The 24,386-nt window shown below is 61.7% G+C and carries 18 protein-coding genes and 7 pseudogenes; 9 read left to right on the top strand and 16 right to left on the bottom strand.

Annotated elements, in window-relative coordinates; all coding sequences use genetic code 11:
• Positions 1–2: 2 nt before the first annotated feature.
• Positions 3–520, bottom strand: a pseudogene (locus tag ACEN42_RS38440) (hemerythrin domain-containing protein).
• Between the two features lie 199 nt (positions 521–719).
• On the opposite strand from ACEN42_RS38440, the gene ACEN42_RS38435 reads away from it, so the two are divergent.
• Both ACEN42_RS38435 and ACEN42_RS38430 read left to right on the top strand, forming a co-directional pair.
• Entirely contained in the window at positions 720–2,006 is a 1,287-nt protein-coding gene (locus ACEN42_RS38435) for an NRAMP family divalent metal transporter (protein WP_371884342.1), read from the top strand.
• 94 nt (positions 2,007–2,100) lie between these two features.
• Positions 2,101–2,400, top strand: a complete 300-nt coding sequence (locus ACEN42_RS38430; RefSeq protein WP_371884341.1) for a hypothetical protein — start codon at positions 2,101–2,103, stop codon at positions 2,398–2,400.
• A gap of 71 nt (positions 2,401–2,471) precedes the next feature.
• Here ACEN42_RS38430 and ACEN42_RS38425 read toward each other — a convergent pair whose 3' ends face one another.
• Together ACEN42_RS38425 and ACEN42_RS38420 are read right to left on the bottom strand one after the other, a co-directional pair.
• Complete coding sequence (locus tag ACEN42_RS38425) at positions 2,472–2,645, bottom strand: CsbD family protein (protein ID WP_371884340.1); 174 nt, start codon at positions 2,643–2,645, stop codon at positions 2,472–2,474.
• Between the two features lie 550 nt (positions 2,646–3,195).
• Complete coding sequence (locus tag ACEN42_RS38420) at positions 3,196–4,533, bottom strand: IS4 family transposase (RefSeq protein WP_371880870.1); 1,338 nt, start codon at positions 4,531–4,533, stop codon at positions 3,196–3,198.
• Positions 4,534–5,101: 568 nt separating this feature from the next.
• Between ACEN42_RS38420 and ACEN42_RS38415 the strand changes: the two genes are divergently transcribed.
• On the top strand, positions 5,102–5,296 hold the full coding sequence (locus ACEN42_RS38415; protein WP_371884339.1) for a hypothetical protein: 195 nt from the start codon (positions 5,102–5,104) through the stop codon (positions 5,294–5,296).
• Positions 5,297–5,419: 123 nt separating this feature from the next.
• Positions 5,420–5,791: a response regulator gene (locus tag ACEN42_RS38410; protein WP_371884338.1), complete on the top strand. Its 372-nt coding sequence runs from the start codon at positions 5,420–5,422 to the stop codon at positions 5,789–5,791.
• A gap of 242 nt (positions 5,792–6,033) precedes the next feature.
• Here ACEN42_RS38410 and ACEN42_RS38405 read toward each other — a convergent pair whose 3' ends face one another.
• On the bottom strand, positions 6,034–6,324 hold the full coding sequence (locus ACEN42_RS38405; RefSeq protein ID WP_371884337.1) for a DUF6723 family protein: 291 nt from the start codon (positions 6,322–6,324) through the stop codon (positions 6,034–6,036).
• A gap of 217 nt (positions 6,325–6,541) precedes the next feature.
• Here ACEN42_RS38405 and ACEN42_RS38400 point away from each other — a divergent pair.
• Together ACEN42_RS38400 and ACEN42_RS38395 are read left to right on the top strand one after the other, a co-directional pair.
• A pseudogene (locus ACEN42_RS38400) lies at positions 6,542–6,901 on the top strand (hypothetical protein); the annotation flags it as partial.
• 372 nt (positions 6,902–7,273) lie between these two features.
• Positions 7,274–8,303: pseudogene (locus ACEN42_RS38395) on the top strand (IS110 family transposase).
• A gap of 260 nt (positions 8,304–8,563) precedes the next feature.
• On the opposite strand, the pseudogene ACEN42_RS38390 reads toward ACEN42_RS38395, so the two are convergent.
• Positions 8,564–8,692, bottom strand: a pseudogene (locus ACEN42_RS38390) (LysR family transcriptional regulator); the annotation flags it as partial.
• A gap of 451 nt (positions 8,693–9,143) precedes the next feature.
• Between ACEN42_RS38390 and ACEN42_RS38385 the strand changes: the two are divergent.
• The 3 genes and pseudogenes from ACEN42_RS38385 to ACEN42_RS38375 all read left to right on the top strand — a co-directional run.
• The gene (locus tag ACEN42_RS38385; RefSeq protein ID WP_371884336.1) at positions 9,144–9,431 is read left to right on the top strand and encodes a hypothetical protein; all 288 of its coding nucleotides are present in this window, start codon (positions 9,144–9,146) and stop codon (positions 9,429–9,431) included.
• 20 nt (positions 9,432–9,451) lie between these two features.
• Positions 9,452–12,109 (top strand): ATP-binding cassette domain-containing protein, encoded by a 2,658-nt coding sequence (locus ACEN42_RS38380; RefSeq protein WP_371884662.1) that lies wholly within the window; start codon positions 9,452–9,454, stop codon positions 12,107–12,109.
• Between the two features lie 260 nt (positions 12,110–12,369).
• Positions 12,370–12,824 (top strand): annotated as a pseudogene (locus ACEN42_RS38375) (transposase); the annotation flags it as partial.
• Between the two features lie 556 nt (positions 12,825–13,380).
• Here ACEN42_RS38375 and ACEN42_RS38370 read toward each other — a convergent pair.
• From ACEN42_RS38370 to ACEN42_RS38320, 11 genes and pseudogenes are all read right to left on the bottom strand, one after another.
• The gene (locus ACEN42_RS38370; protein WP_371884335.1) at positions 13,381–14,361 is read right to left on the bottom strand and encodes a UDP-glucuronic acid decarboxylase family protein; all 981 of its coding nucleotides are present in this window, start codon (positions 14,359–14,361) and stop codon (positions 13,381–13,383) included.
• Positions 14,362–14,388: 27 nt separating this feature from the next.
• Positions 14,389–15,347: pseudogene (locus ACEN42_RS38365) on the bottom strand (glycosyltransferase).
• The gene (locus ACEN42_RS38360; RefSeq protein ID WP_371884334.1) at positions 15,334–16,395 is read right to left on the bottom strand and encodes a glycosyltransferase family 9 protein; all 1,062 of its coding nucleotides are present in this window, start codon (positions 16,393–16,395) and stop codon (positions 15,334–15,336) included. The pseudogene ACEN42_RS38365 and the gene ACEN42_RS38360 overlap by 14 nt, the downstream one beginning before the upstream one ends.
• The gene (locus tag ACEN42_RS38355) at positions 16,392–17,408 is read right to left on the bottom strand and encodes a glycosyltransferase family 2 protein (RefSeq protein WP_371884661.1); all 1,017 of its coding nucleotides are present in this window, start codon (positions 17,406–17,408) and stop codon (positions 16,392–16,394) included. The genes ACEN42_RS38360 and ACEN42_RS38355 overlap by 4 nt, the downstream gene beginning before the upstream one ends.
• Positions 17,409–17,440: 32 nt before the next feature.
• Positions 17,441–19,186, bottom strand: a complete 1,746-nt coding sequence (locus tag ACEN42_RS38350; protein WP_371884333.1) for a carbamoyltransferase — start codon at positions 19,184–19,186, stop codon at positions 17,441–17,443.
• 2 nt (positions 19,187–19,188) lie between these two features.
• On the bottom strand, positions 19,189–20,361 hold the full coding sequence (locus ACEN42_RS38345) for a glycosyltransferase family 9 protein (protein ID WP_371884332.1): 1,173 nt from the start codon (positions 20,359–20,361) through the stop codon (positions 19,189–19,191).
• Positions 20,358–20,945 (bottom strand): D-glycero-alpha-D-manno-heptose-1,7-bisphosphate 7-phosphatase, encoded by a 588-nt coding sequence (locus ACEN42_RS38340; RefSeq protein ID WP_371884331.1) that lies wholly within the window; start codon positions 20,943–20,945, stop codon positions 20,358–20,360. The genes ACEN42_RS38345 and ACEN42_RS38340 overlap by 4 nt, the downstream gene beginning before the upstream one ends.
• Positions 20,942–22,213 carry a glycosyltransferase family 4 protein gene (locus ACEN42_RS38335; RefSeq protein WP_371884330.1) on the bottom strand — a complete coding sequence of 424 codons (1,272 nt, stop codon included), beginning with the start codon at positions 22,211–22,213 and terminating at the stop codon, positions 20,942–20,944. Before ACEN42_RS38335 ends, ACEN42_RS38340 begins: the two co-directional genes overlap by 4 nt.
• A gap of 185 nt (positions 22,214–22,398) precedes the next feature.
• Positions 22,399–23,337: a glycosyltransferase family 2 protein gene (locus ACEN42_RS38330; protein ID WP_371884329.1), complete on the bottom strand. Its 939-nt coding sequence runs from the start codon at positions 23,335–23,337 to the stop codon at positions 22,399–22,401.
• Positions 23,327–24,031 carry a PIG-L family deacetylase gene (locus tag ACEN42_RS38325; protein ID WP_371884328.1) on the bottom strand — a complete coding sequence of 235 codons (705 nt, stop codon included), beginning with the start codon at positions 24,029–24,031 and terminating at the stop codon, positions 23,327–23,329. The genes ACEN42_RS38330 and ACEN42_RS38325 overlap by 11 nt, the downstream gene beginning before the upstream one ends.
• A 71-nt stretch (positions 24,032–24,102) precedes the next feature.
• A pseudogene (locus tag ACEN42_RS38320) lies at positions 24,103–24,287 on the bottom strand (glutathione-dependent formaldehyde dehydrogenase); the annotation flags it as partial.
• Between the last annotated feature and the right edge of the window lie 99 nt (positions 24,288–24,386).

Raw genomic sequence — 24,386 nt, 5'->3', positions numbered from 1 at the left:
CGTTACGCGCAATATCCGCGGCGCGCGGAGGCGGGCCGCAGACAGTGCAGGAGCGCGAGCGCGCCGATCGACATCAACGCAAACGACGCGAGCGGAAACGTGCCCACAGTATTCGCCGCGATGGCACCGGGCTGGTGTTGCGCAACGAGTTGCATGCGTCGCTTCGTCATGCGAACGCCGAGCTCGGATAACTGCGAGGCGAGCGCGCGTTCGGCCGTTGGAAGCTGGGCCGTTTCCTCGTCCGCGACGTGATGCATCACTTAACGCATGAGATGCATGAAACGCGGATCGTAGGCGGCGTCCTCCGGACCCATCGAGCGCAGCTTCGCGATGTGTTCGCGCATCTTGTCATGTTCAGGCTTGCTTTTCGTTAGGCGCCCATCGCCTCGCTGAGCGCGGGATAAAAGATCTCTTCCTCAAGCTGCGCGTGTATTTCCAGCGCAGTGCAGGCGAGTTCGACGATGGCGCGCTTCCTCCACCACGGCGTATCCACGCGGTAACGATGAAAGAATGCCAGCACGTGCGTGTGATCAACCTCAGAGAACTAAACATTAACCCCCGTTGCACTTCGGTTTGAAACCGCCCCTCCATTATTTCCCCTGTTCGATTTACACTGGTACTTCCAGACGCTGTAGCCGTTGTATGTCACTGCACTGCATCCTCGCCGGGAGGAACGCTTCATGCGGAGCGCTCCGTCAATCGCGTTGGCGGATTGCGCAATGGTCACTAATCATGAAAAACAGCTAGCGGATGAAACCGCGCGCGGGAGCAAGCGGGCGGCGCACTCGTGGGCCGCGGACGTCGGGCCAGGATTAGCGAGCGTCGCATCGGACAACGATCCGGGCGGCATCGCGACTTACACGCTCGCAGGCGCGTGGTACGGATTCGACCTTCTGTGGGTGTGCGTGCTGTCGTATCCGTCTACCGTTGCGCTGCAGCTCATCGCAGCGCGCGTCGCGGTAGTGACCGGGCGCGGCTTAACCACCAACATGCGGGCGCACTACTCGTCGCTCTTTTATTTCTTCGCGGTGGCGCGCTTTCTCTTTGCCAACACGCTCAACGTCGCCGTCGATTTACTCGCGATGGGCGTGGCGTTGCACCTCTTCATCGGTGGGTCCGTTGCATGGCTCGCACTGCTGTCGGGCGCTGCGTCGATCGCCCTCCAATGCCTCGTTCCGTACGCACGGTACGCGCGGATCGTAAAGTGGATGGCGCTCGCCATGTTCGCGTATGTCGGCGTTATCGTGGTGGTCGAAGTGCCCTGGCAGACGGTTCTCATGCGCGCATTCGTGCCGCGAGTGGACTGGAACGAGGACTACATCACGATGCTGATTGCCGTGCTCGGCACCACGGTCAGCCCTTATTTGATGTTTGCGCAGGCCGAACAGGAGGTGCGGGACGGCGGCCGTCGAGACCAGAAGGCGCTAAACGGGCAGATGCGCAAGATTCGTCGCAACACGCTGCTGCGGACGGCGCTTTCGAACGCGGCCGCGCTGTGCATGATGATCGCGGCCGCCGCGACGCTGCATCTTATGCAAAAGACGCCCGTAGGCGAGCCGGTCGACATGGCGCGTGTATTGGCGCCGTTCGCGCATGGCTATGCGAGCCATGTGCTTGCGGTCGCGCTGATCGGCTCTGCATTGCTGGCCTTGCCGCCCCTGGCGGGCTCCGCGGCGCAGGCTGTGGCGAGTTCGTTCAATTGGCCGCGCGGCGAACAACGCGACCGGCGGATCGCGTGGCTGCTCGTCGGCGTCACGGGACTTGGCGCAGCGGCGGCGATGGTGCTCGCGGTGTTGCGCGTCGAGCCCGTTCATGCGCTGTATTGGAGCGCGGTGGCCAACGGCATGACGGTTACGCCGGTGCTCGCGCTCCTCGTGCTGCTCGGTGCCAAGCGGGAAGTCGTCGGCGATTTCGTCTCGCACTGGACGGTGCGTGTGTTGAGCTGGTTCGCCACGCTCGCTACGGGCGCGGCCATCGTCGCACACTTCGTGCTCGAGTTCGTGTGAAGCGAAAAGCGTTGGCGCGAATCCGCGCGCTGATCGAAGTCTCAGCAGGTCGCGTGCATGCGGGCACCGAACTTGTCACAAAGGCCGCGAGACGATGGAAAGAATGACATCTGCAGTGGAGCGCCTGACCGACATCATGGATGAGATCGCGTCGGCGTCGCATGAGCAAACCCGCGGCATCGAGCAAGTCGATCAAGCCATTGGCCAGACGGACGAAGTCACGCAGCAAAACGCCGCGCTTGTCAAACAGGCCGCCGCAGCCGCCGGCTCGATGGAAGAACAAGCGGCGTACCTGCGAAGCGCAATGGCTGTTTTCAAGATCTCGCAAACGGGTGAGTCGAGCCGGGCATCGACCAAAAAGGAGCGCCCGCGAGGGCGGGCGAAACTGGGGTGAACAGGGATGTGATCCTGCACCAATGGAAACACGTTAGGCGTATCACGAGCGCAATATTTTTCAACGCAGCTTTACGGCTCGGTTGTAGGCGTGTCGTCGGCATCGTCCGCAGCGTCTTTCACATCTTCCTTCAGATCGCCAACCTCCTTACGGGTTTCGCCGGCGACTTGCTGCGCGTCGCCCTTCGCTTCCTGTGCCGGATCATTCGTCACCTTGTCGACGCCCTCGTTGATATTACCCTTCACTTTCTCGCCAACGCCTTTGACTTAGTCTTCATTCATGGTCTTGCTCCGTTTGCCGCCTGCGGACCGCAGGCAAACAGATCCACGCAAGGACAATGCCGGAGATCGAGCTGTTTGAAAGAGTCGCACATCGCTTATCGAGCAGATGGCAGGCACGTAACCGGCTTTACCGATATGCCTGGGACCGCCGACGGTTTAACGGCGACACTCCAGCTTGCTGCGAAGCAAGCGTCGGAGGAGGTTCGTCGTAGTAGGGCACTCGAAGGGCCTGTTTTGGAATTTCGAAAAACCAGGCCGGCGGCTTGAGCCGGCGCCTAGGCTTGTCTGCACGGCTTCCTAAAAACACGCTCGACGTACGAAGATGAAAGCATTGATTTGGGGCATACTAAATTGCGGCAAGGGCATGAAGAAGTCCCTCGCTTCGCGTTCGAATTGCATGATGGAGCGCGGCGCCGCCCGTCCGAGAACGGTTTCGTTGGCTATGGCTCGTGTAGTGGGCGCGCATCTACAAGACGAGAACGCATTGGTTCAGAAGCATTTGATTACACATAAGTCATTCGCCGAGTTCTTGGGCGTACTTGAGGCCGGCGGCGAAATCCGTCACTCGCTGCAGGCCTTGCCAGATGGTTTTGACTCCGGGTTCGCCGTCGCCTTTGCGCGCCAGGAATCCGCCGAGCATGGCGACCAAGCGCACGACCTCATTCAGACGCGGTGAGTTCTTCGGCGGTTTCTTCTTGTTGAGAATGAATGCCGCGCGCCATTCATCTCGCTCGAACAAGAGCGCTGCATCCAGGTCCGGGCAAGTTCGACCGAGTCGCATCAACCGAGCAATGCGCCATGCCACCACCATGAACAGCGCCAAGGCACGTTCAAGCCGTGCCATCGATGCGAGTTGCAACGCCTCGACCCGACAGCCGTTCTTGAGCACATGAAAGAATAGTTCCACCTCCCAGCGCGCGCGGTACCAATCAATAAGCTGCGCTGCCGCCTCCAGGTCGTTCACATCGCGGTTACTCAGCAGGCGCCATTCGATCGGCTTGACGCCTGCCGGCGGGTCGACCTCGCGGGCGACGATGCAAGTAGCACTCACCACGCCGCCTGCAGCATCAGTCAACGCAACCCGCTGCGCCCACACCTGCTGCCGAACCGCGCGCGCAGGCTGAGCCTGACGGGCTGCCAGCGTAAAGTGAATCCTGCCCGCCGGCTCACCCGCAGTCACTTGGTCCCACAGCTTGCCGCCGTCAGGCAAGGTGCGATTGTGCTGCGAGCGCAGTAACCAATCCGCCGGGTGGCCCAACTCCTTTGCTTTGACCATCAGCGCCATGATGTCCGATTCCCGGTCAGCCACATAAACCAGTCGCGTGGCAGGCAGTGCGGCCGCTTGTTCGGCAACCCTCTCATATCCTTCGGTCCAACGGGTGCTTTCCTTGATGCCGGGGCGCACACCGTCCGCACCCTTCGGCTCGCGCGCCCACATGTACGCGTCAAGCACGCCCAGCGGTTCGCGCGATGGCGTCACCGCGTAAGTCGGGTGCAGATACAGCCCGCGTTGCGCCTCATACGACAGCGGTCCCAACCCTGTGATGGTCTGACCGTTAAAGTCCAACTGCGTGGTGTCCTGGATGCATAGCACTACTTCGCACGCCCGCATTCGTTCGGTCGAACTCTGCCAATGTGGCGCCATGATGTCGCGCCAGTCCAACTCATCTTGCGACAGGAAGCGGTACGCTGCTGCCGTTTCCGCCCAGCCGCCGCATGCGTTGGGTATGCTTGCCGTCGGCTTCTCCGCCAGCCGCTCAGCCAATAGCACGGCACGCTTGTTCAGGCGTTGGTCGCCCAAATCGATGCCCTTGAGTTCTGCCGCTGCCCAGCTCGATTTCTCTTGCGTCATGTGCCGCCCAAAATGCAAGAGTTAACGCCAGTCCGAAAGAGTTTACAACCCCACCCGCTATGTCATTGACCGTAAACGACTTTTCGCGGCGTGCCACCGTCGCGACTTATGTGTAATGAGGTGGTTCAGAAGTTCCAGCTGTCGAGCCAGCGAACTGCCTGAGGGGCAGAGCCGTCGGCGGCGGCGAGCGGGGGCTCGCGCGCCAGGTTGGCAGAACGAACCGGAGCGCAGGGGAATCACGTGACCGAGGTAGGCGGACGCGTGCGACACGCGTCACGGTGACTCACTACGTCGGTTCGATTCAAGGCGTGGGCGTCGCAGAACTGTCGTCGGCGGCGGCATTGCCGGCGCGTCCTTCAAATCTTCCTTCGTGTCACCGAGTTGTTCCCTGGCTTCCCGCCGGCCTGTTGGACGTCACTCTTCGCTTCCTGGGCTCACCCGTCCGTCACTTTCCCAACGCCCTCGTTGATTTGTCCCTCTACCTTCCTTAAATTCCTGCCGATCGCAGGCTTTACTACACTCACAAGGAGAGGTCCGACCGCGGTAATGTCCGAAGGAGATAATAACCGTGTCCGATTCTCCGGAAATCCGGGTAGAACGTCAGGCAGGTGGCTGGATCTGGATGGCTGTGGCAGCCGATCCGAATGGCGGGCCGTCGCTCGTGCTCCATCAATCTCAGGAAGCATTCGTGAGCGAAGAAGCCGCCCTCCTCGACGCAGCGAAGGCTTTGAGAAAACTGGGACCACTGGCTTCCGAAGACTGACCGTCGGCATGGCCGTTGCTGAGTTCTCGAAAACTCAGCCTTCTCGAAATGCAGCCCGGCTCTCCGTTACCCCACGGCTTGTGGAGCGTTCGAACGTTCACGAGCGTCACCCCGCCTGTCGCGGTGCTGATCGTCGACGACGATCGGGCCGGCCCGGAAGCGCTTGCGGCTGTTTTGGTGCTCGAGGGCTTCCGAACGGACGTGGTCGATGGAGGACGATCAGCGTTGAAGGCGCCGCCAGTCTCGACACCTCATATCGTGATCCTCGACCTCGAAATGCCGCTTTGTGACGGATTCACCGTTGCTGCTGCCATGCGCCAATCCACCGGATATTCGGTGGTTCCCATCGTCGCTTACAGCTCACTCGACGAAGCGGAAGTCATTGAGCGCGGCAAAGAAGCTCAGATTGACGGGTTCCGTCGCAAAGGTAACGCCTTGAGCTGCCTATTCGAACTGATCGACTATATGGCGCCGCGCCGATCTGCCGGTAGCTAAGGCAACGCGCTTTCTCGGTGCCGCGCTCTATACTCTGACGCGGGCTGGGCTTTTTCCCGAGCAGCAGTGCCGTGGTTGGTGCCGCTCGCCGGCGTGGCGGGCTGGCTGCCGCCCGAGGAACCTTGCCTTCGAGGTCGGGCACTACCCGGTTCATTCCCAGCAGTGCCGCCCGGCGTGTACGCGGGCATGTGTTCGTGCGAACCGTGGAGCGCTTCTTCCAGCGAGCCCTCGCCATAATCCGCCTAGAGCTCCGGTGAGCGGAGGTCCGCCTGGACGATTTCCATACCGCGCAGCGTCGCGGCACTTTTCGCCGCATCCTTCGTGTCGAACGGACCGATTTCCTCGGCTCCATCGAAAGGGAAAAGCAATCGGCCGTCCGTCACGCGCACGACCTTCAATGTACCCATGAAGCGCCCGCTGGTGCCCGGCCGATACGACGCATACACACGGTAGTCTTCCGCTGAGTGCCCCGGAATCGGCTCGGGGCACTTCGTCGCGAAGAAAACAAGCTTGGGCCGACGCGCGTTGTCCATAGTGGAGCACGGCCTAAGGGACGCCCGCTTTTGGGATTACCACACTGAAGCAAAAAACGCTCCGTGTTTCATTAGTCCTATCGCCGCGCCCGCCGAGCGCCACGCGATGAAGGTCGCACTGCTGAAATACGCGCGACTTCGTTTCAATGAATTTCAGACCCGCGATCTAAACGAACGAAGACAGCTCGATCTACAGATTGCTAGGTTACAGGCTGATATGTGGGGACTCGCCGTTCAGGTGTCTCAGTCTCAGCCGACGCCTATCGGGGCGCTGGTCGTTGCGGGAATGAATGATGTGTTGAACTCGCAGGACTATTCGGAGGCTGCAAGAATCAACCACATACCGATTGGCGCCTGGATTTTGATGATCGTAATTGCGCTGTTTGGTTGTGCAGTTCAAGGGTATGGAGCGAAGGGTAAGAGGCGCGCGGGTCTGCTCATGACCATATTGCCCGTGACCATCTCTTTGTCTCTCGCGCTTATTGTTGACATTGATAGCCCGCGAGGAGGAATCATCCGCGTGCAGCCGCAAGATCTTGGCAGACTCCTCCAGTCGCTGAGCGCGTCTAGTTCGTGATGCTCTCTCCCGAGCATGTGCGATAGGCGTCGGCCTGAGGAAAAGTCTTTCTCGCAACGTTGCACATCATGGGGAAGTCTTACGTCCATGCGCCGTCGGATTGCCTTGACAGCTGGTTGCGTTATAACGTGCCTGCAGGTAGCGACATCTGCCTTCGCTGAAAGCGACTCAGAACTCGCGAAGCAACTGACATTGCAGAAGTCCATTGATGAGTCTTCCGCGGGCGATGCCCGCTGCCACAACACGCCAAATCGGCGAGGTTCTGACTTCATCGGTAACGGTAAGCAATGGGATGGACGCCCCCACCTATAACGGCATCGATGTGCCAGAGTGGAGTTGTCCTCAACCACTCGAACGACAGGAGCGTTCACCATGGAGATTACGACGATCGGAATCAATTTGGCGAAGAACGTGTTTCAAGTCCACGGTGTTGACCGACACGGGAAGGCGGTACTGCGTAAGCAGCTTCGACGTGACCAGGTGGCGCCGTTCTTCGCGAACCTGTCGACGTGTGTAATCGGCATGGAGGCCTGCGGCAGTGCGCAATATTGGGCGCGCAAGCTGCAGGCGATGGGACCGTCAAGTTGATCGCGCCCCAGTTCGTGAAGCCTTATGTGAAGAGCAACAAGAACGACGCGGCCGACGCTGAGGCGATCTGCGAGGCCGTCGGGCGCCCCTCGATGCGCTTCATACCGATCAAGAACATTGAGCAGCAGTCAGTGTTGTCGCTGCACCGAGTTCGTCAGGGTTTGTCAAAGCCCGCACGGCGCAGGCCAACCAGATCCGCGGCCTGTTGGGCGAATTTGGACTGATCGTGCCACAGGGCATCGCCCACATTGCGCAGCGTGTGCCGGAACTCATCGAAGATGCCTGCAATGAATTGCCGGGCGCGTTCCGTCTCTTGAGCGCCCGGCTGCTCGACCGTCTGCAGATGCTGCATCGTCAGGTCGACGAGATTGAAGACCAAATCAAGGCTTGGCATCGCAACAGCGAAGCCAGCCAACGTCTGGAGAAGGTACCGGGGATCGGGCCGCTCACGGCCACGGCACTGGTAGCCACGATCGGCCATGCGAAGAATTTCGACAACGGGCGCCAGCTGGCAGCGTGGCTGGGACTTGTGCCGCGACATCACTCCAGTGGAGGCAAGCAGAACCTGCTCGGCATGAGCAAACGTGGCGATGCCTATCTCAGAACCATGCTGATCCATGGCGCCAAGTCAGTCATCTGCCAAGCGATGCAGAAGGCCGATCCGAAGAATTGGGTATTCAACGTGGTAGCTCGCCGGAACAAGAATGTTGCCGCTGTTGCGGTGGCGAACAAGACTGCTCGGACCATCTGGGCAATGCTTGTCCACGACCGACAGTTCCGAGCCGACTTCCCAGCCGCTAGTGCAGCTGCGTAGCCAGATCGACTGAATGAGGACAGATCTACACCGAAGGAAACACACCACCGATTGCTCAGGCGATCACGAAGTGATGGCAAGACAGGTAAGACCGTGGTAGGTTCAACCCACATTGACCGAGGCACCTCGAGTGCGCGTAAGCGTTAGGGCACCGACCAGCAAAACCCATCAGGGACAGCGAGCTCGTCTCGCATAGAAAGTCCGAATGTGCGGGTGCAATCTTTCCTTTCGATCACCACGACTGAGAACTTGGCAAACGGGGGCGTCCATGTACGTGCAATGTTCAACTTCTCGGTTAGCGGTGAGACGATATCTGGGACCAGCGACACGCCGAGCCCTCTGTCGACCATCATTGCAGTCGCCATCAGGGAGTTCAGCTCAAATAGCTCGTGTGCACACCGCGACATGCAGTTGGACAGCCCCGGTCGGCGGTTTCCATCGATCGGGACTAACGCGTATTGCGGTATGGAGAAAAACGAAAAACGCTTTGCCACATCAAGGGGTACTGCTCATCAACTGCGATCCATCTACTTCGATTACGACACTTCAACGCTTGGCTGTTTCCCCCCAACATCAAACGCACGCCACCCTATCCGAACATGTTCCGGGTGTCGGCTATGTCGAAACAAGTCGGCGGGAAACGGAGGGGGACAGGCACGATCCGCCTGGTGCATGTGTTGAAGAGCCGCCGGCTGCAAGGAATCCTCCGTGCTTCCATGAAGGCTTCGAGTTGAAAGCGGTGGCCGTTTTTTTAAGCATCGTTTGTGCCAAATCTCCGACACGTGGGCGGGCGCACGGGTTGCTGGCAAAACACGGGTTGTCAGCGGGAGGAATGGTTCAATGAACCGAATCTATCGGACAGTACTGACACTCGCGCTCGCATGCGCGTGCATGTCGGGCGCGGCAGGCGCGGGCGCGCAGCAGAACGGCGCGCCGCCCGGCAACAAGTCGCCGGGAGATGGCGTGTCGGGCAAATCCGCGGGCGTGGCGGGCGGCGCGGGTGCGGCTGGACAATCGGGCACTGATCCCGCGACGCTCAAGCGCGCCGAGGAAGCGCGCGTGCAGCAGAGGCATTCGCAGGGCGCATCGGGTGCGGGCGCGGCGAAGCGCAAGGACTTGAAGGAGTGACGCTTCACGCCGCATCCAATGTGTCCAGCGCGTCCGATGCGCAGCGCACGCGCGTGCGCCGCCGCATAATCGCGGATCTGTGGCGCGCGGTCTGGGCATGGCGCTATAAGACCGCCGCCGCGATCGTCCTGATGATCGGCGCGCGTCTTGCGGTCGTGTCGGTGCCGCTGCTGTTGAAGCGCGTCATCGACGAGTTCAGCCATCCTGCGACGAGCGTCGTTTTTCCCGTTTTTCTGGTGCTTGCCTACGTGCTGCTGCGCTATCTCGGCGATGTGCTGAACGAGGCGCGCGACATCGTATTCAGTATCGTCACGCAACGCACGGTGGCGTCCTTCACCGAGCGAACGTTCGCGCATCTTCATGCGCTGGGCGCGCGCTTTCACGCGCAGCGCGAGACGGGCGCCGTCGTGCGCGACGTGCAAAAGGGTGCGGACGGCATCGGCTTTTTACTCGGCACGGCGTTCTTTACTGTCGTGCCGGTGATGATCGAAATCGGCACGGTCGTCGCCATCATGGTGAGCAATTACGCGCTTGAGTTCATGGTCATCATCGCCGTGACTTTCGTGCTCTATTCGGTGTGGACGCTGATCTTCACGCGCTATCGGATGCGCTTCCAGCGCGCGGTCAACAAGCTGGAGGCGCAGTCCGACAGCCGTCTCGTCGACAGCCTGCTCAACTACGAGACCGTGAAGTTCTTCGCGAGCGAACGCATCGAGACGAACCGGCTTTCCAGCGTGCTCGAAGAGTGGGTCCATGCGCGCGTCGCCAATCAGCGCGCGCTCACGCTGCTGCATGTCGGGCAGAGCACGATCATCGCGGTCGGCATTGCGGCGGTGATGCTGCGCGCGGCGCAACATGTCGTCGCGGGCACGATGAGCGTCGGCGATCTCGTGCTCGTCAACGCGTATATCGTGCAGGTGTGCAATCCGCTCAACACGCTTGGCTTCGTGTTTCGCGAGACCAATGACGCGATCGTGAACGTGGAGCGCATGTTCACGATCCTGCTTTCGCGCGGCCGCGTGCGCGAGGACGTCGACGAGAAAGAGGCGCAGCCGCTCGTCGTGATGGCGGGCGAGATCGAGTTCGATCATCTCGAGTTCGGCTACGACCCGGCGCGGCAGATTCTGCGCGATGTCGATTTTCGCGCGCATCCGGGTAAGAAGCTCGCGGTAGTGGGCGGCAGCGGATCGGGTAAATCCACGCTCGTGAAGCTGCTTTTCAGGCTCTATGAGCCGACGGCCGGCGCGATCCGAATCGACGGGCAGGACATTGCGCAGGTCACGCAGGACAGCCTGCGCGCGATGGTCGGCATCGTGCCGCAGGACACGGTGCTGTTCAACGATACGATTGCCTACAACATCGGCTATGGACGTCCCGATGCGACGCGCGCCGATATCGTGCAGGCCGCGCGCGCGGCGCAACTGGACGGCTTTATCGAGCGTCTGCCGGATCATTACGACACGCGCGTCGGCGAGCGCGGCGTGCGGCTTTCGGGCGGCGAGCGGCAGCGCATCGCGATTGCGCGCGCCATTCTAAAGAATCCGCGCATCATCGTGTTCGACGAAGCGACCTCCGCGCTCGATACGCGTTCGGAGCGCGCGATCCAGAACGAGCTCGATCGTCTCGCGAAGGGGCGCACGTCGATCGTGATCGCGCATCGGCTGTCCACGGTCGTTGATGCGGACTGGATTCTCGTGATGGAGCATGGACGTATCGTCGAACAGGGGCAGCACGACGAACTGCTCGCGCGCGATGGCGTGTATGCGCGCATGTGGTCGCTGCAATGGCAGCAGGGAGAACTGGAGCACGCGCAGCGCAAGGTGTCGGCGCAGGCGGTCGGACTCGATACGCTCGTGGCCGGCGTCGTCGATGCGCTGCATGAGGAGATCGCGGAGCGCGGCGTGAATCTGTACACGGTCATCACGGAACCGGGCTTGCGCGTGTCCGGCGATCCGAGCGTGCTGCAGCAGATCGTCGCCGAGTTGTGCCGCGCGCAGATGAGCGCTGCGACGCGCGGCGAGCGCATCGAATTGCGCGTGTTCCGCGAGGAAAATCAGGCGAGTCTCACGGTGATGGGGCAGCGCCCGAATCCCGCGGATCTTACGCCTCAACAAGTGCGGCGCCTCGAAAAGGCCTTGACGGAGACGGGCGGCAGTTTGGCGCCGCGTTATATCGACAAGCATGTCGCCTATGTCGCGACGATGCCTCTACGCCCGGTGCTCGACGATACGAGCGCGCACGCCGCCGCACACGACGACGCGTTGAACGGCATCACCGTGATGGTGCTGGACGATCAGGAAGAAGCGCGCGACGCGCTGGAGGCCGTGCTCGAATCGGTGGGCGCACTTGTGGTGCTGTGTGCGTCGGGCGACGAAGCGATCACGCGATTGCGCGGCTTGCCGACGGCGCAATGGCCGGATGTTTTCCTGTGCGATATCGTGCTCGGCGGCGAGCAGGACGGTTATGAAGTCTTGCGTCTGATACGCGAGGAAGAGGCGAGCCGTGGCGCATCGCTTGCCGAGCGGACGCCCGCGATTGCGTTGACGGGACATACGCAGGCCGATGCGCGCGGGCGCGCGCGGGCGGCGGGGTTTCAGGCACATTTGACGAAGCCCGTGCCTGCGCCGAAGTTGATTGGGACGATTGGAGGGGTGACGGCGAGGACGTCTTCAGAGTAGCAGTCGAGTCTTCCGCGATCCCCGACATCGTTTCACCACGAGTCGAATCAAGAGATACAGACATAGAAGCCCGAATGCCACGACTGCCCATGATGCGAGAGAAGTGAACACGAGCGAGATCGCGGTGATATCTCCCGAATCAGGCGTGTCTCCGTTTCCGGTATGGTCGAGGACCAATCGGATCGCGTCGTGCATCCATAGAGGCATTTCGTAGAAGGCGCTCGTGATAGCGCTGTGCCGGGAGATGACGTTTGCCGCCGTGGCATCGGGTGAAGGCCATCTGTGACCGTTACGTGGACCCGGCCGTGGCGGCGACTGATCTGTCCCAGCTCAGCGCAGAAGCCATCGATGAAACCTCGTGCCGACGCGGCCACGACTACGTTTCGCTGGTGGCTGACATTGACAATCGACGCGTGATCTTCGTCACACCGGGCAAGGGTTCCGGGGTGGTCGAACGCTTTGCCCTGCACCTGGAAGAACACAACGCAGCGCCCGGCAGATCGAATCGGTAAGCATCGACATGTCGGCTGCTTTCATCAAGGGCGTAGACGCACACCTGCCCGATGCGCGTGTGACCTTCGACAAGCTTCATGCCGTGGCGCATGCGTCCAAAGCGCTTGATGGCGTGCGCCGTGCGCAGCGGAAAATCGATCCCTCGCTGAAGGTATGCGGCTGGTCGCTGCTCAAGGATGCTGAGAAGCTCAATCTCGCGCAACTGACCGAATCTAATGAAGCAAGGGCTGCTGCGAGGTTCGACAACCCTGAAATCCGCAGATGTGATTTCTATCGAATCAACCATGCGGGATCTCGAGGGGAAGCATTCAGTTTTTGTCCTTGATATTCGGCATGAGCGTCATAATGGCGCCGACCTTCCCATCCTCGAGATGAACCGGTGTAATAGGCTTCATCCTGCCTCTCCTTCTCGACCGTAAGGGGCGAGTGGGTGCGCTGACCCGTCACCTTTCCCGTGAGAGCGTCTACGGAACGGGGAAGCAATGGGAGAGAGCAAGCACTTCAAGGCTTCCTTCGGGGCCCTGCACCGTCGAAGAACCGCGCAAGTCGCGGCCTTGATCGTCTTGCAGTTACATGTGAACCGGCATAACCACGTCGTCAAAGATCCTTGCGGTAGAGAAAAGCCCGCTCATTGAAGGCGGGCTTTCAACAATATCTCTGACATGTCTTGTCGTGTATGGCTTTTCGTAATACTCGCTTCAGAATCCTGCGCTAGGGCATCGAAGACTTTCTTCGACTGAATGGAGTCAGCCGTCTCACTAAACCCTCTGCGCCGCCCGCGCATCCGCCGCTTCGATAACCCGCCGAAAATGCCGTACCGTGCGCGTGAGCCCATCATCGAGCGCGGTCGTGGGCATCCAACCCAAAACCTCACGCGCCATCGAAATATCCGGCTGACGATGCCACGGATCATCCATTGGCAGAGGCTTAAACACGATCTCCGACGACGACCCCGTCAATTCGATGATGCGCCGCGCGATATCGAGCATCGACAGCTCATGTGGATTGCCCAGATTCACCGGCCCAGTGATTTCCTCAGGCGTGTTCATGAGGCGAATGAACGCATCGATCATGTCTTCGACATAGCAGAACGAGCGCGTCTGCGTGCCTTCGCCATACACTGTGATCGGCTCGCCGGAAAGCGCCTGCATCACGAAGTTGGACACCACACGCCCGTCGGATGGATGCATGCGCGGCCCATACGTATTGAAGATGCGCGCGATCTTGATCGAAAGCCCATGCTGCCGCCGATAATCCATGAAGAGGGTTTCCGCGCAGCGCTTGCCTTCGTCATAACACGATCGCGGGCCGATCGGATTCACGTTGCCCCAATACGCTTCCTGCTGCGGATGCACGTGCGCATCGCCATACACTTCGCTCGTCGATGCCTGAAAGATTCGCGCGTGAACCCGCTTCGCCAGCCCGAGCATGTTGATTGCGCCGTGCACGCTCGTCTTCGTCGTCTGCACGGGATCGTGCTGGTAATGAATCGGCGAAGCAGGGCACGCGAGGTTATAGATTTCATCGACTTCCACATAGAGCGGAAACGTCACGTCGTGACGCATCAACTCGAAGTTCGGGCTATCGAGCAGATGCGCAATGTTGTCCTTCGTGCCGGTGTAAAAGTTATCGACACACAGCACGTCATGACCCAGCGCCAGCAGCCGCTCGCACAGATGCGAGCCGAGAAAGCCCGCGCCGCCCGTTACCAGAATCCGCTTTCTATACGCTTCTCTCATGTCGTCATGTCCTGTCTGATTGATCCGCTAGCTGCATACGTAGCGCAAAGCCTCGTCCCAGTCGCTGGCGAAACGGTCGATATGAAAGCGTTCGAGCGCGGTTCGCCGCGCGCCTTCGCCGAGACGCCGCGCTTCGGCGGGATCGCGCAGCAGGTGCTCCATCGCGTCGATCAGCGCCTGCGTATCCGTATGGATAAAGCCGCTCTCGCCGTTGCGAATCACAGTCGATAGCTCGGTCGTCGCAAGTCCGACGATCGGCATGCCTATCGTCATGGCCTCGACGATGGCAAGCCCGAGGCTCGTCCAGCGAATCGGATTGAAGAAGAAGCGATAACGCGCGGTAAAAGCCGCCAACTCCAGATTCCCGATCTCGCCGATGCCGCCCGCCGACTGCGCATCCATGCCGACGAGATCGATCGGTACGCGGCGGCGGCTTGTGCATAGACATCGCGGCCGAGGCGCCTGCCGCGCTTACGCAGATGATTGATGACCGCGATGCCGCGCTCCAGTTCGCCGCTATAACGCACGTCGTCCGGCACGATCACGCCATGCTCGATGACGCGCGTCGGCGTCTCGCCGCTATCCCACATCAGGCGGTTGAAGTGGGTGACATGCACGAGCAGCGTGTCGCGTTCCTGCACCCAATGCCTCTGTTCGAACGCGCTTTCCTGCGGCGGATCGTGTTCGATATAGACACGCGGCAAGCGCCGTTGCGCATCGGTGAGCAGGTTGAGGCGATCGTCGTCCCATTGATGCTTGTGCTGGAACAGCACGACATCGAAAGATTGCGACGGCACTTCGCTTGCCGGAATCTCCTGCACGTTCGCGCCGAACGGCAACGCGCCGGCCGTGCCCGCATAGCCCGGCGGATAACCCGGACGCGTGACAAGATAGAAGTCGTGCGGCGCCTGGCTCAGGTAATACAGATAATTGCCGTGGATATGCCACGTGAGCACACGCAAGCGCCGGGAACTAGTCGTGGGCATGAAGAAGCGCCTCCTCCGGATGGGTGTATGCAAGCTGTGCGAAGGCGGCATCGATCACGGCGCGCGTGCTCACATTGAGCGCGCATTCGTGGCCGTAGGGACATTCGGGAAACGCGCAAGGCCGGCAAGTGGGCCAGTCCGCGAGCACGCGATGACGCGCATGATCGAGCGGCGCCCAACGGCGCGTATCGCTGCCCGATGCGATGACGACACTCGGCGTGCGCATCGCCGCGGCGACATGCGAAAGGCCTGTGTCGTTGCAGACAATGATCCGCGCCCTCGCGACGAGCGCGGCAAGCGCACCCAGCGACGTGCGTCCGGCGAGATCGATCGCCTGCGCACCGGCATCGTGCGCGACGCGAGCCGTCAGCGACGCTTCGCCCGCGCCGCCAGTGACCGCGATCTGCCATCCCGCTTTCGACAACGCGCGCGCCACTTCGCCGAAGCGCTCGACGGGCCATCGGCGAGACGGCAACTGCGCGCCCGGATGAACGAGCACGAGCCTGTCGCAATTGATCGCGCATATGTCGATGAGCGCATCGCATTCGCGTGTGTCGTCATCGGTCAGCGGAATCTCGAGAGCGAGTGCATCCGCGTCGATGCCGAGACGTTGCATCAGCGCGGTATAGCGCGCGGGCTCGGGAAGTTCATCCGGCCAAGGGATGAATGCTCCTTCGTGCATGCGTTCGTCGGGCTTGAGAAAGCCCGCGTTCATCCGTGCGCCCATGCCTTCGACGATACGGTTCGCCACGCCGCCGCTGCCATGCAACTGGATCGCGAGATCGAAGCGGCGTTCGCTCAACGCGCGCAGAAATGCGGGCAAATGCGCGTCGGTTTCTTCCTGTTCGGGAAAGCCGATCGCGCCGGGAAATACGATCAGTTCATCGAGCAGATGCGGGTAGCGTTCGATGAAGCTTTTCGCCCAGGGCAGGCCGACGAGCGCGATATGCGCTTGCGGATGAGCGCGCCGCAGCGCCCGCAACGCGGGTACGGCGCATAGCATGTCGCCGAGTTGCAGCGCGCGAAAGATTACGATGCGCTCGATCATGGAAAAAACACCCTGAACTTGAACGCGCCACGAATGCGCCAGTAGATCGACAGATACGGAATGATCGCCGACGTCCATAACATTTCGGCGATATGCGCGGGCGTGCGCGATGTCGTCTTCAGCCGCTGCACGGCGAACCATAACGTCATCGCGATCCATGCGATCGCAGCCATCGCGGCGATGCGTGGCGCACCCGCAAATATCGACACGATCGTGACAACGAGCGCCGCGAGCATCGCATAGTAGAGAAGCGGCGGTCCGCGCCGGATGCGCTCACGAAAGAGCGCGGGATGCTTCTTGTAGAGCAGCGCGTCGAACTGGCTCTTCTTCTGCTGCGAAATGCACACGCCCCAGCGCGCGCGGCGTACGGGATGCAGCACCATTGCGTCTTCCGCGCGAGCGATCTTGAGTCCCGCGCGCATCAACGCGAATTGCAGGTCGGAGTCCTCGCGCCATGCCGATGTAAAGCGCGCATCGAAACCGCCCGTGCGTTCGAGCGCCGCGCGTGTCGCGAATGCGTTCGCGGTAGCGAACTCCGCGTTCGCGAGTCCGGCGGCGTCGAGCTCGTAATCGGTCGGACGATCGGGCAGCGGCACGACGATGCGGCCCGATACCGCGTCCGCGCCTTCATCGAGCGCACGCACGCCGTTGACGAGCCATTGCGGATCGGGAATGGTGTCGTCGTCGGTGAAGGCGATGCGTCGTGCGAGCGATGAGCGCCAGCCCGCATTACGCGCGCCTGCCGGGCCCTGGCTTCCCGTCACCGGCACGTAGCGGATCTTCGGACCGTTCTGCGCATACGATGCAGCGAGACGCTGCACGCATGCTTTCGTCGCTTCGTCGGGGCCGTCGTCGCACACGACGATTTCGTAACGCATCGGATCGTACGCCTGTTCGGCGAGGGCGCGCACGCAGCGTTCGAGCATTGCGGGACGGCGATACGTCGGGACGATCACCGACACATCCGGAATGAAATCGTCGCGTGGCAAAGCGGGCGCATCCATCGCGCTCATTTCGCCGTTCTCGAAAACGCCCGCATACGTGCTCATGCTTGCGCACCCGGCTTTTCGATGAGGAACGATCCGATCACGAGCGCATCGAGTGGCGACGTCCAGAACGATTCGAGCGCATCGCGCGGCGTATTCACCATCGGCTCCCCACGCGTGTTGAACGATGTGTTGACGAGCACCGGCACGCCCGTGCGCTGCCTGAATGCCGCGAGCAGATCGTAGTAGAGCGGATGCTGCGCGCGATTGACGGTCTGCACGCGCGCGGTGCCGTCGATATGCGTGACTGCCGGAATGCGCGCCTTCATCTCCTCGCGAACATCGAAGACGAACAGCATGAACGGCGCGACGCGCGCGTCGACGAACCAGTCTGCGGCATGCTCTTCCATCACGACCGGCGCGACAGGGCGGAAGTCTTCGCGATCCTTGATCTCATTCAGACGCGCCTGCATGTCCGCATGGATCGGCGATGCGAGAATCGAGCGCGCGCCGAGTGCACGCGGGCCGAACTCCGTGCGGCCCTGATACCAGCCGATCACGCGATTCTGAGCGAGAATCTGGGCCGTTTCTTCGGCGATATTCGTGAGCTTGCGATACGGCGCGCGCGCCCATTTGAGGAACGCTTCGATTTCCTCGTCGCCGAATTCGGGGCCGAGATACGCGTGATCCATGCGCCACTTGCGGCCACGGTCGCCTGCTTTCGCGCGTTCCTGATAATCCGTCCACTGCGCCGCGCCGAGCGCGGTGCCGGCGTCGCCTGCCGCAGGCTGAACCCACACTTCATCGAACGGACCGCGATCGCGAAGGCGCGCGTTCATCACGCAGTTGAGCGCGACGCCGCCCGCCATCGCAAGATTTCGCAGCCCCGTTTTTTCATGCAGCCACCTCGCAAGTTCGAGCGCGGTTTCTTCGAGCACGGCCTGCAGCGAATGCGCGATGTCGAAGTGATGCTGCGTGAGCGGCCCGCCGCGTTCGCGCGCAGGACCGAAACGTTCGACCAGACGCGGCGCATCCACCGTATAACTTCCGTCATGTCGATATTTCACGATTTCCCGGAATTGATCGATATACGCGGGCTCGCCGAACGACGCCAGCGCCATCACCTTGTACTCATCCGACGAATGCAGAAAGCCGAGATAACCTGTCACGGCTTCATACAGCAAGCCGAGCGAATGCGGCAGTTCCACTTGCTTGAGGCGCTTGTATTCGCCGTTGACGAATTGCCCGAGGCTCGTCGTCACGCCTTCGCCGCGTCCGTCCATCGTGAGCACGGCGGTGTCGTCGAAAGGCGCCGCGAGAAACGCGCTCGCTTCATGACACAGATGATGATCGACGTTATGCCAGGCGAAGCGTGGCGCGCGTCCGCCGCTTGCGAAGCGACGCTTTAGATGATGCGGCGCGCCGTCGAGCAACTGGTCTTTCGCGTTGACGATATAGCTCAGAAACAGCGGGTCCCAAGGCGATTCCGACGGATTGCTCAAGGCCTGCGCCGACGGCATCATCGGTAACGCGATGCTGGCCTTTGCGTCCTTCGGCATGCCCGAGAAGAGATGCGGATCGTATGAATACGCGATGTGATCGATATCGGCCAGTTCCATGCCTGCTTCCTTGAGGCAATAGTCGATCGCATCGAAAGGAAGCTGCCATGTCGAGAACGCCACGGGGCGCTTCGCGTGCTTCACATGCGTGAAGCGCTCGTCCTCGGCAGCCGCGATGACGACGCCATCCTTGACGAGCGCCGCGGCGCTGTCGTGATAGACCGCATTGATTCCCAATGTGTACATGACTAACTGGCCTGTATTGTCGAGTTGATGAGTGCTGCGTTTTCAGACAGTTCAAGCACGGCGGACACGACCTCGTCCACGCCGACCTGAACGAGGCACGCGTGATGACCTTCGGGACACACGCTGCGATAACACCATCGGCACGGCACATCGTGATAAAGCACGCGATGCGGCGTTTGCCACGGCATGTGCTGCGGATTCGTGAGCGCGTACAGATCAACGACGGGCGTGCCGAGCGCCGATGCGAGATGCACCGGTCCGCTGTTGTTCGACAACAGCACGCGCGCATGCTCGATGAGCGCAGCCAGTTCGCCGAGTTCAAGCGCGCCCGACAGATCGATCGCATGCACGCTATCTCCGCATGCTTGGCGGCATAGCGAGCATTCGCCTGGCGAGCCTGTCACGAGCATCGGCCATTGCAATTGCGTGCCGAGACGTTCGATGACTTGTGCAAAGCGCTCGGTCGGATATCGGCGCGATGCTGCGGTCGCGCCTGGATGCACGACGATGAACGGCGCATGCAGATCGACGCCGCGTGCGCCGAGCTTTTCCGCGAGCGACGCGGCATCGTCGGGACGCACGTCGAAACGCATTCGCGTATCGGTTGCGCGTGCGCCGACTATCGCAACGAGTGCGAGTTGACGTTCCACTTCATGCCGCGTGCCGTGCTGCGGCTCGGTCTCCTGAATCCAATCTGTTAGAAGACCGTATGGATTTTCACGACAATGCGCGAGCCGCAGCGGAATGCAGGCGAGATGACACAGCATCGCGGCAGGCAGCGGGTTCTGGCTATAGACGCTGAAGATCACGGCCGCATCGAACTGCAATGCCGCGAGGCGCGCGCGCATCGCGAGATCGGCAAGGGCATCGGTCGGTGCATCCCGCTTGACCCAGGGCGCGTCGTACTCGATCACGTCGTCGATCGCATCGATGAACGGCGCGGCTGCCTTGCCCGAACGCGACGCGAGCAGTGTCAGATGCCGTCCTGGCTGCGCGCCGCGCAACGCGTGCAACGCGGGCGTGGTCATCAGCACGTCGCCGAGATTGTCGAGACGAATGCACAAGATGCGCTTCACGTCCGCGCCCCAGTCGCGCGCGTCGCTCGCCGCGCTCTTGCGCGCATGCGCCGCGACGACCGGCGGCAGCGTTGATGGATTCACCGGATCGCGTTTCATGCAGGACACTCCGCGGCAACGATCGCCATCGCGGCTTCATACATGTCCTTCACGACGAGGTCCGGGTTGCGACCTTCGCCGTGCAGCCATTCGGTCTCGTTGCCGATATCGATGAGTACGCTGCGGCATCCCGCACGATGGCCCGCCTCGACATCATCGAGTATGTCGCCGATGAACCAGCTTCGCGAAAGATCGATGCCATGCTCGCGCGCCGCGCGCAGCAACATGCCCGGCGCGGGCTTGCGGCATTCGCATGATTGCGTGTACGCCGGCACGATGCCGTGCGGATGATGCGGGCACCAGTAGATATGCGTGAAGGCCGCGCCCGCTTGCGCAGCGAACGCTTGCAGACGCGCTTCGACCAGATCGAGCGCATGCCGCTCGAACTTGCCAAGCGCCACGCCGCTTTGATTGCTGATGACGAACAGCGGGACGCCATGCGATGCGAACACGCGCAACGCGTCGAGCGCACCGGGCGCAAGGCGCATGTGATGCGGATCGACATTCCAGGGCACATCGTCGAGCAGGGTGCCGTCCTTGTCCATGAAAACGGCGGCGCGCGACGACCGTGGCGCTTGCGTCATCGCGATCCTCCGGCCATCGCGACGCGAGCAGCGTCCTGCGATTCTGTGCCGCTCACGCGCGCATAGACCTGCGCGAGCGCCTGCGCGACGCTCGACCACGTGAACATCGCGTTGGCGCGCGCAAGGCCCGCTTCGCCCATGCGTCCCGCGAGTGCCGCATCGCGCTTGAGCGTGGCGATTGCCTGCGCGAGCGCAGCCGGATGCTTCGGCGGCACGAGCAGGCCCGTCTCGCCGTGCGCGACCGAATAGCGAATGCCGCCTACATCGGCGCCGATCACGGGCGTGCCGCACGCCATCGCTTCGAGCGGCGTGATGCCGAAGGGCTCATACCAAGGCGTCGTCACGAACACATCGGCGGCGTTATAGAAGTGCTTCAAGTCGCTTCGTCCATAACGTCCGGCGAAATGCACGTGCTCTTCGACGCCGCATTCCCGCGCGATTCCGCGCAGCCTGCCGATCTCGGGCGTTGCGATCTCGTTGGCTTCGTCGGAATTGCCGCCGACCACATAAAGCTCGACGCTTTCGTCATGCTCCGCATGGCACACGCCGAGCGCGCGCACGACGTTGTCGATACCCTTGCGTGGCACCATGCGCCCCAATTGCAGCACGATGAAGCGATCCTGCGGCCAGTCGAGCTGTTTGCGCGCCTGGCGCTTGTCGAGTGGATGAAACTCCGCGCGATCGAAGCCGCATGGCACGAGATCGATGCGCGCTGAATCGGCTTGATAAAGATGGACCAGATCGTTCTCGTCCTGCGGGCACTCTGCGATCACCGAGTCGGAGCGCTTCACGAGCTCGTCCTCGATATCGAAACGCGCATCGGGGAAACCGTCCGATTCGCCTTGATGTAGACGCCGCACGCGTCCGAGCGCATGGAACGTCGTGACGAGCGGCACGCCGAGCGCGTCCTTGATGCGCAAGCCGACGAGACCTGACATGAAGAAGTTCGCGTGCACGACGTCATACGGCTGCGCTCCCTGCTTCATGAAGTCGATCATGAAGCTCGCGAACGAATCCATGTGCGGCAGAAGCTGTTCCTTCGGTAACTGCACCGGCGGGCCGGCCGGCACGTTGATCACGCGAACGTTTTCGAAGCGCGAGACGAGCGGCAGCAGCGAACGATCGCAGCGCGTGAAGACATCGACATCGTGGCCGATACGCGCGAGCTGCCGCGCCAAATTGGCCACGTAGATATTCTGGCCGCCGCTGTCGACGCCGCCCGCGATCGCCAGCGGCGATGCATGTTCACTGATCAAAGCGATCTTCACGAGTGCCTCTCTGTCATGCGATCCCCTTAGGCGTGTAGCGCGGCGCGCAGTCGCGTGGATCAGTCCTCCGGGTTCAGCATTTGGCGTGCCACTGGTTGTGAGTCTCGACAGAAGCACGAAACGATTTTCGGTTCGTCGCGCGGCGAACCAAATATCGTTTGGTTCGTTGCGCGCCGCGCGCGCTTTTATGTGGCGCGTGTAGAACCGACAGCGCGTTCGCCGCTTATGTGCGCTTCGCGGCGTGCGTCGTCTTCGTGGACAAGACGCCGCATGAGTTGCACGCGCTTGTCGATCACGCGCCGCCTGCGGAGCGCCCATGCGATGCCCACGATCAGTTCCTTCAGATCGGGCAGCGCGGGTAGGACAGCGATCGCGGCGCGGGTAGCGCACAGCGCTTCGGCCAGCGGCAGACGCATCCACGCGACCCACGCGGCATTGCGTGCGAGCAGCCTACGTCTTTGCGGGCTGTCACGCAGCGGAGAAGGATGATGATGAAGAACGAGCTCATCCATATACACGATCCCGTGGCCTGCGCGAAGCACATCGAGCGAGACGAGCGTCTCTTCGCCGCCGATGAAAAGCCTCGGCTCGTAGCCGCCCGTTTGCCGGAAGACGTCCGCGCGAAACACGCACGCGCCCGCCATGAAACCGATAAGCGCGGGGCCCGGCAGCCCGTCGCGCGCGAGCGGACTGTCGCGCATGCGCTCGCAGGTTTCATCGATTGCACCGTGTTCGCCGACAATCACGCGCGCATTTAACACGCCGACGCGCGGCGCGGCATCGAGCACGTCGACGGCACGAGACAGCGAGCCGGGACTCCACCACGTATCGTCGTCGCAGAACGCGACGTATTCCGTTTGGACGCGCGCGACGCCAAGATTGCGGCCCGCCGCGCCCAGATTGCGCGGCGCGCGGACGAGCTTCACCAAAGGAAAGTTTGCCGCGATGCGCTCGGCGGTGCCGTCCGTCGAGGCATTATCGACCGCGACGATCTCGATGCGATCGGGCAACGCGGCAAGTCTTGCAAGCGCGTCGAGAACCCGATCGGCACGGTTGTAAGTCAGCACGACGACGGAGAGCCGCGCGCGGTCCGCGTCGGGAAGAACGACTCGTTCACCGGTCATGGTGTGCGGACTGCAAGGTCCAGAAGCGCTCGGGCGCGAAGACATCGTCGTAACCGTTCGGGCCGAACGCCTTCAACTGGCTGATATAGCGGCTCACAGCGCGCTGCTTCGCTTTGTGATGACGTGCGAGCAGAGCCGTGTCCATGCCTTCGGATAAGGGCGTCGCGATGATCCCGCAAGCACGGAGATCGGCGAGGCGCGTCTGCACGAGGCCGTCCATGCGCCGATATAAAGCGTCCTCATACGCGATGCAGGCGAGCGTTGAATCGGCGATCCATGCCTTGCGGCACGCGCGGTGCACAAGGTCGTGATCCGAATGAAAGAGACCCAGCGGGACGACTAGCGCACGACAAGCCGTCGCGCGGATCACGCCGAGCAGGGTCGTGGCTATTTCATCGTGTGTGGCGGGGCTATCGCCTGCATATTGCGAATCGAGAAAGCCGAGATGGATGGGGCGCGCGCCGAGCGCATCCAGCGCGGCGGCGTCTTCGGCGTGGCGCGCGCGCATCGCCTGATGCGCGTTCGCGAAGCCGCATTGTGCGTCCCAGTCCGTGACGAGCGCATTGTGCGGCACGCCCGCGAAGACTGTGCATACGATGGAATCCGGCGCAGCGGCGACAGCGGCACCGCAACTGAAGACGGCATCGTCGAGATGGGGCGAGATGACGAGCAAAGGTTCATCTGCGTGCGGCATGGGCGTCGCGTTTTGGTGTCGGCATGCGCGGCACTGCGCAAAGCCCGTGCCGCGCTCCTTCGCTGCGTTCGTGGCTTGAGAACAACCTTGATGCAACGGTCTTCCCTATCGCGGAATGTCTTGTACATATCGGGGCCGTCCGCGAGCGCGACGCGGTGCGTGATGACGAAGGTCGGATCGTCTGGCCCTCCTGAATACGCCGCAGGAGGTCATCCGTCCATCGGTTCACGTGCATCTGGCGCATGCGCCAAGTCAGCGGCCCGTCAACGACAACTCGTCACGTTCAGCCGCGCCTGCGCCGGACCGCTACTTGCACTGCTGGCCATCGACTTCACAAGTTCATTACGCTCAGAAG

The organism is Caballeronia sp. S22 (assembly GCF_964261745.1).
Lineage (GTDB): Bacteria > Pseudomonadota > Gammaproteobacteria > Burkholderiales > Burkholderiaceae > Caballeronia > Caballeronia jiangsuensis.
The sequence above is the reverse complement of the archived record's forward strand: the minus strand, read 5'-3'. Positions and strand labels throughout refer to the sequence as shown.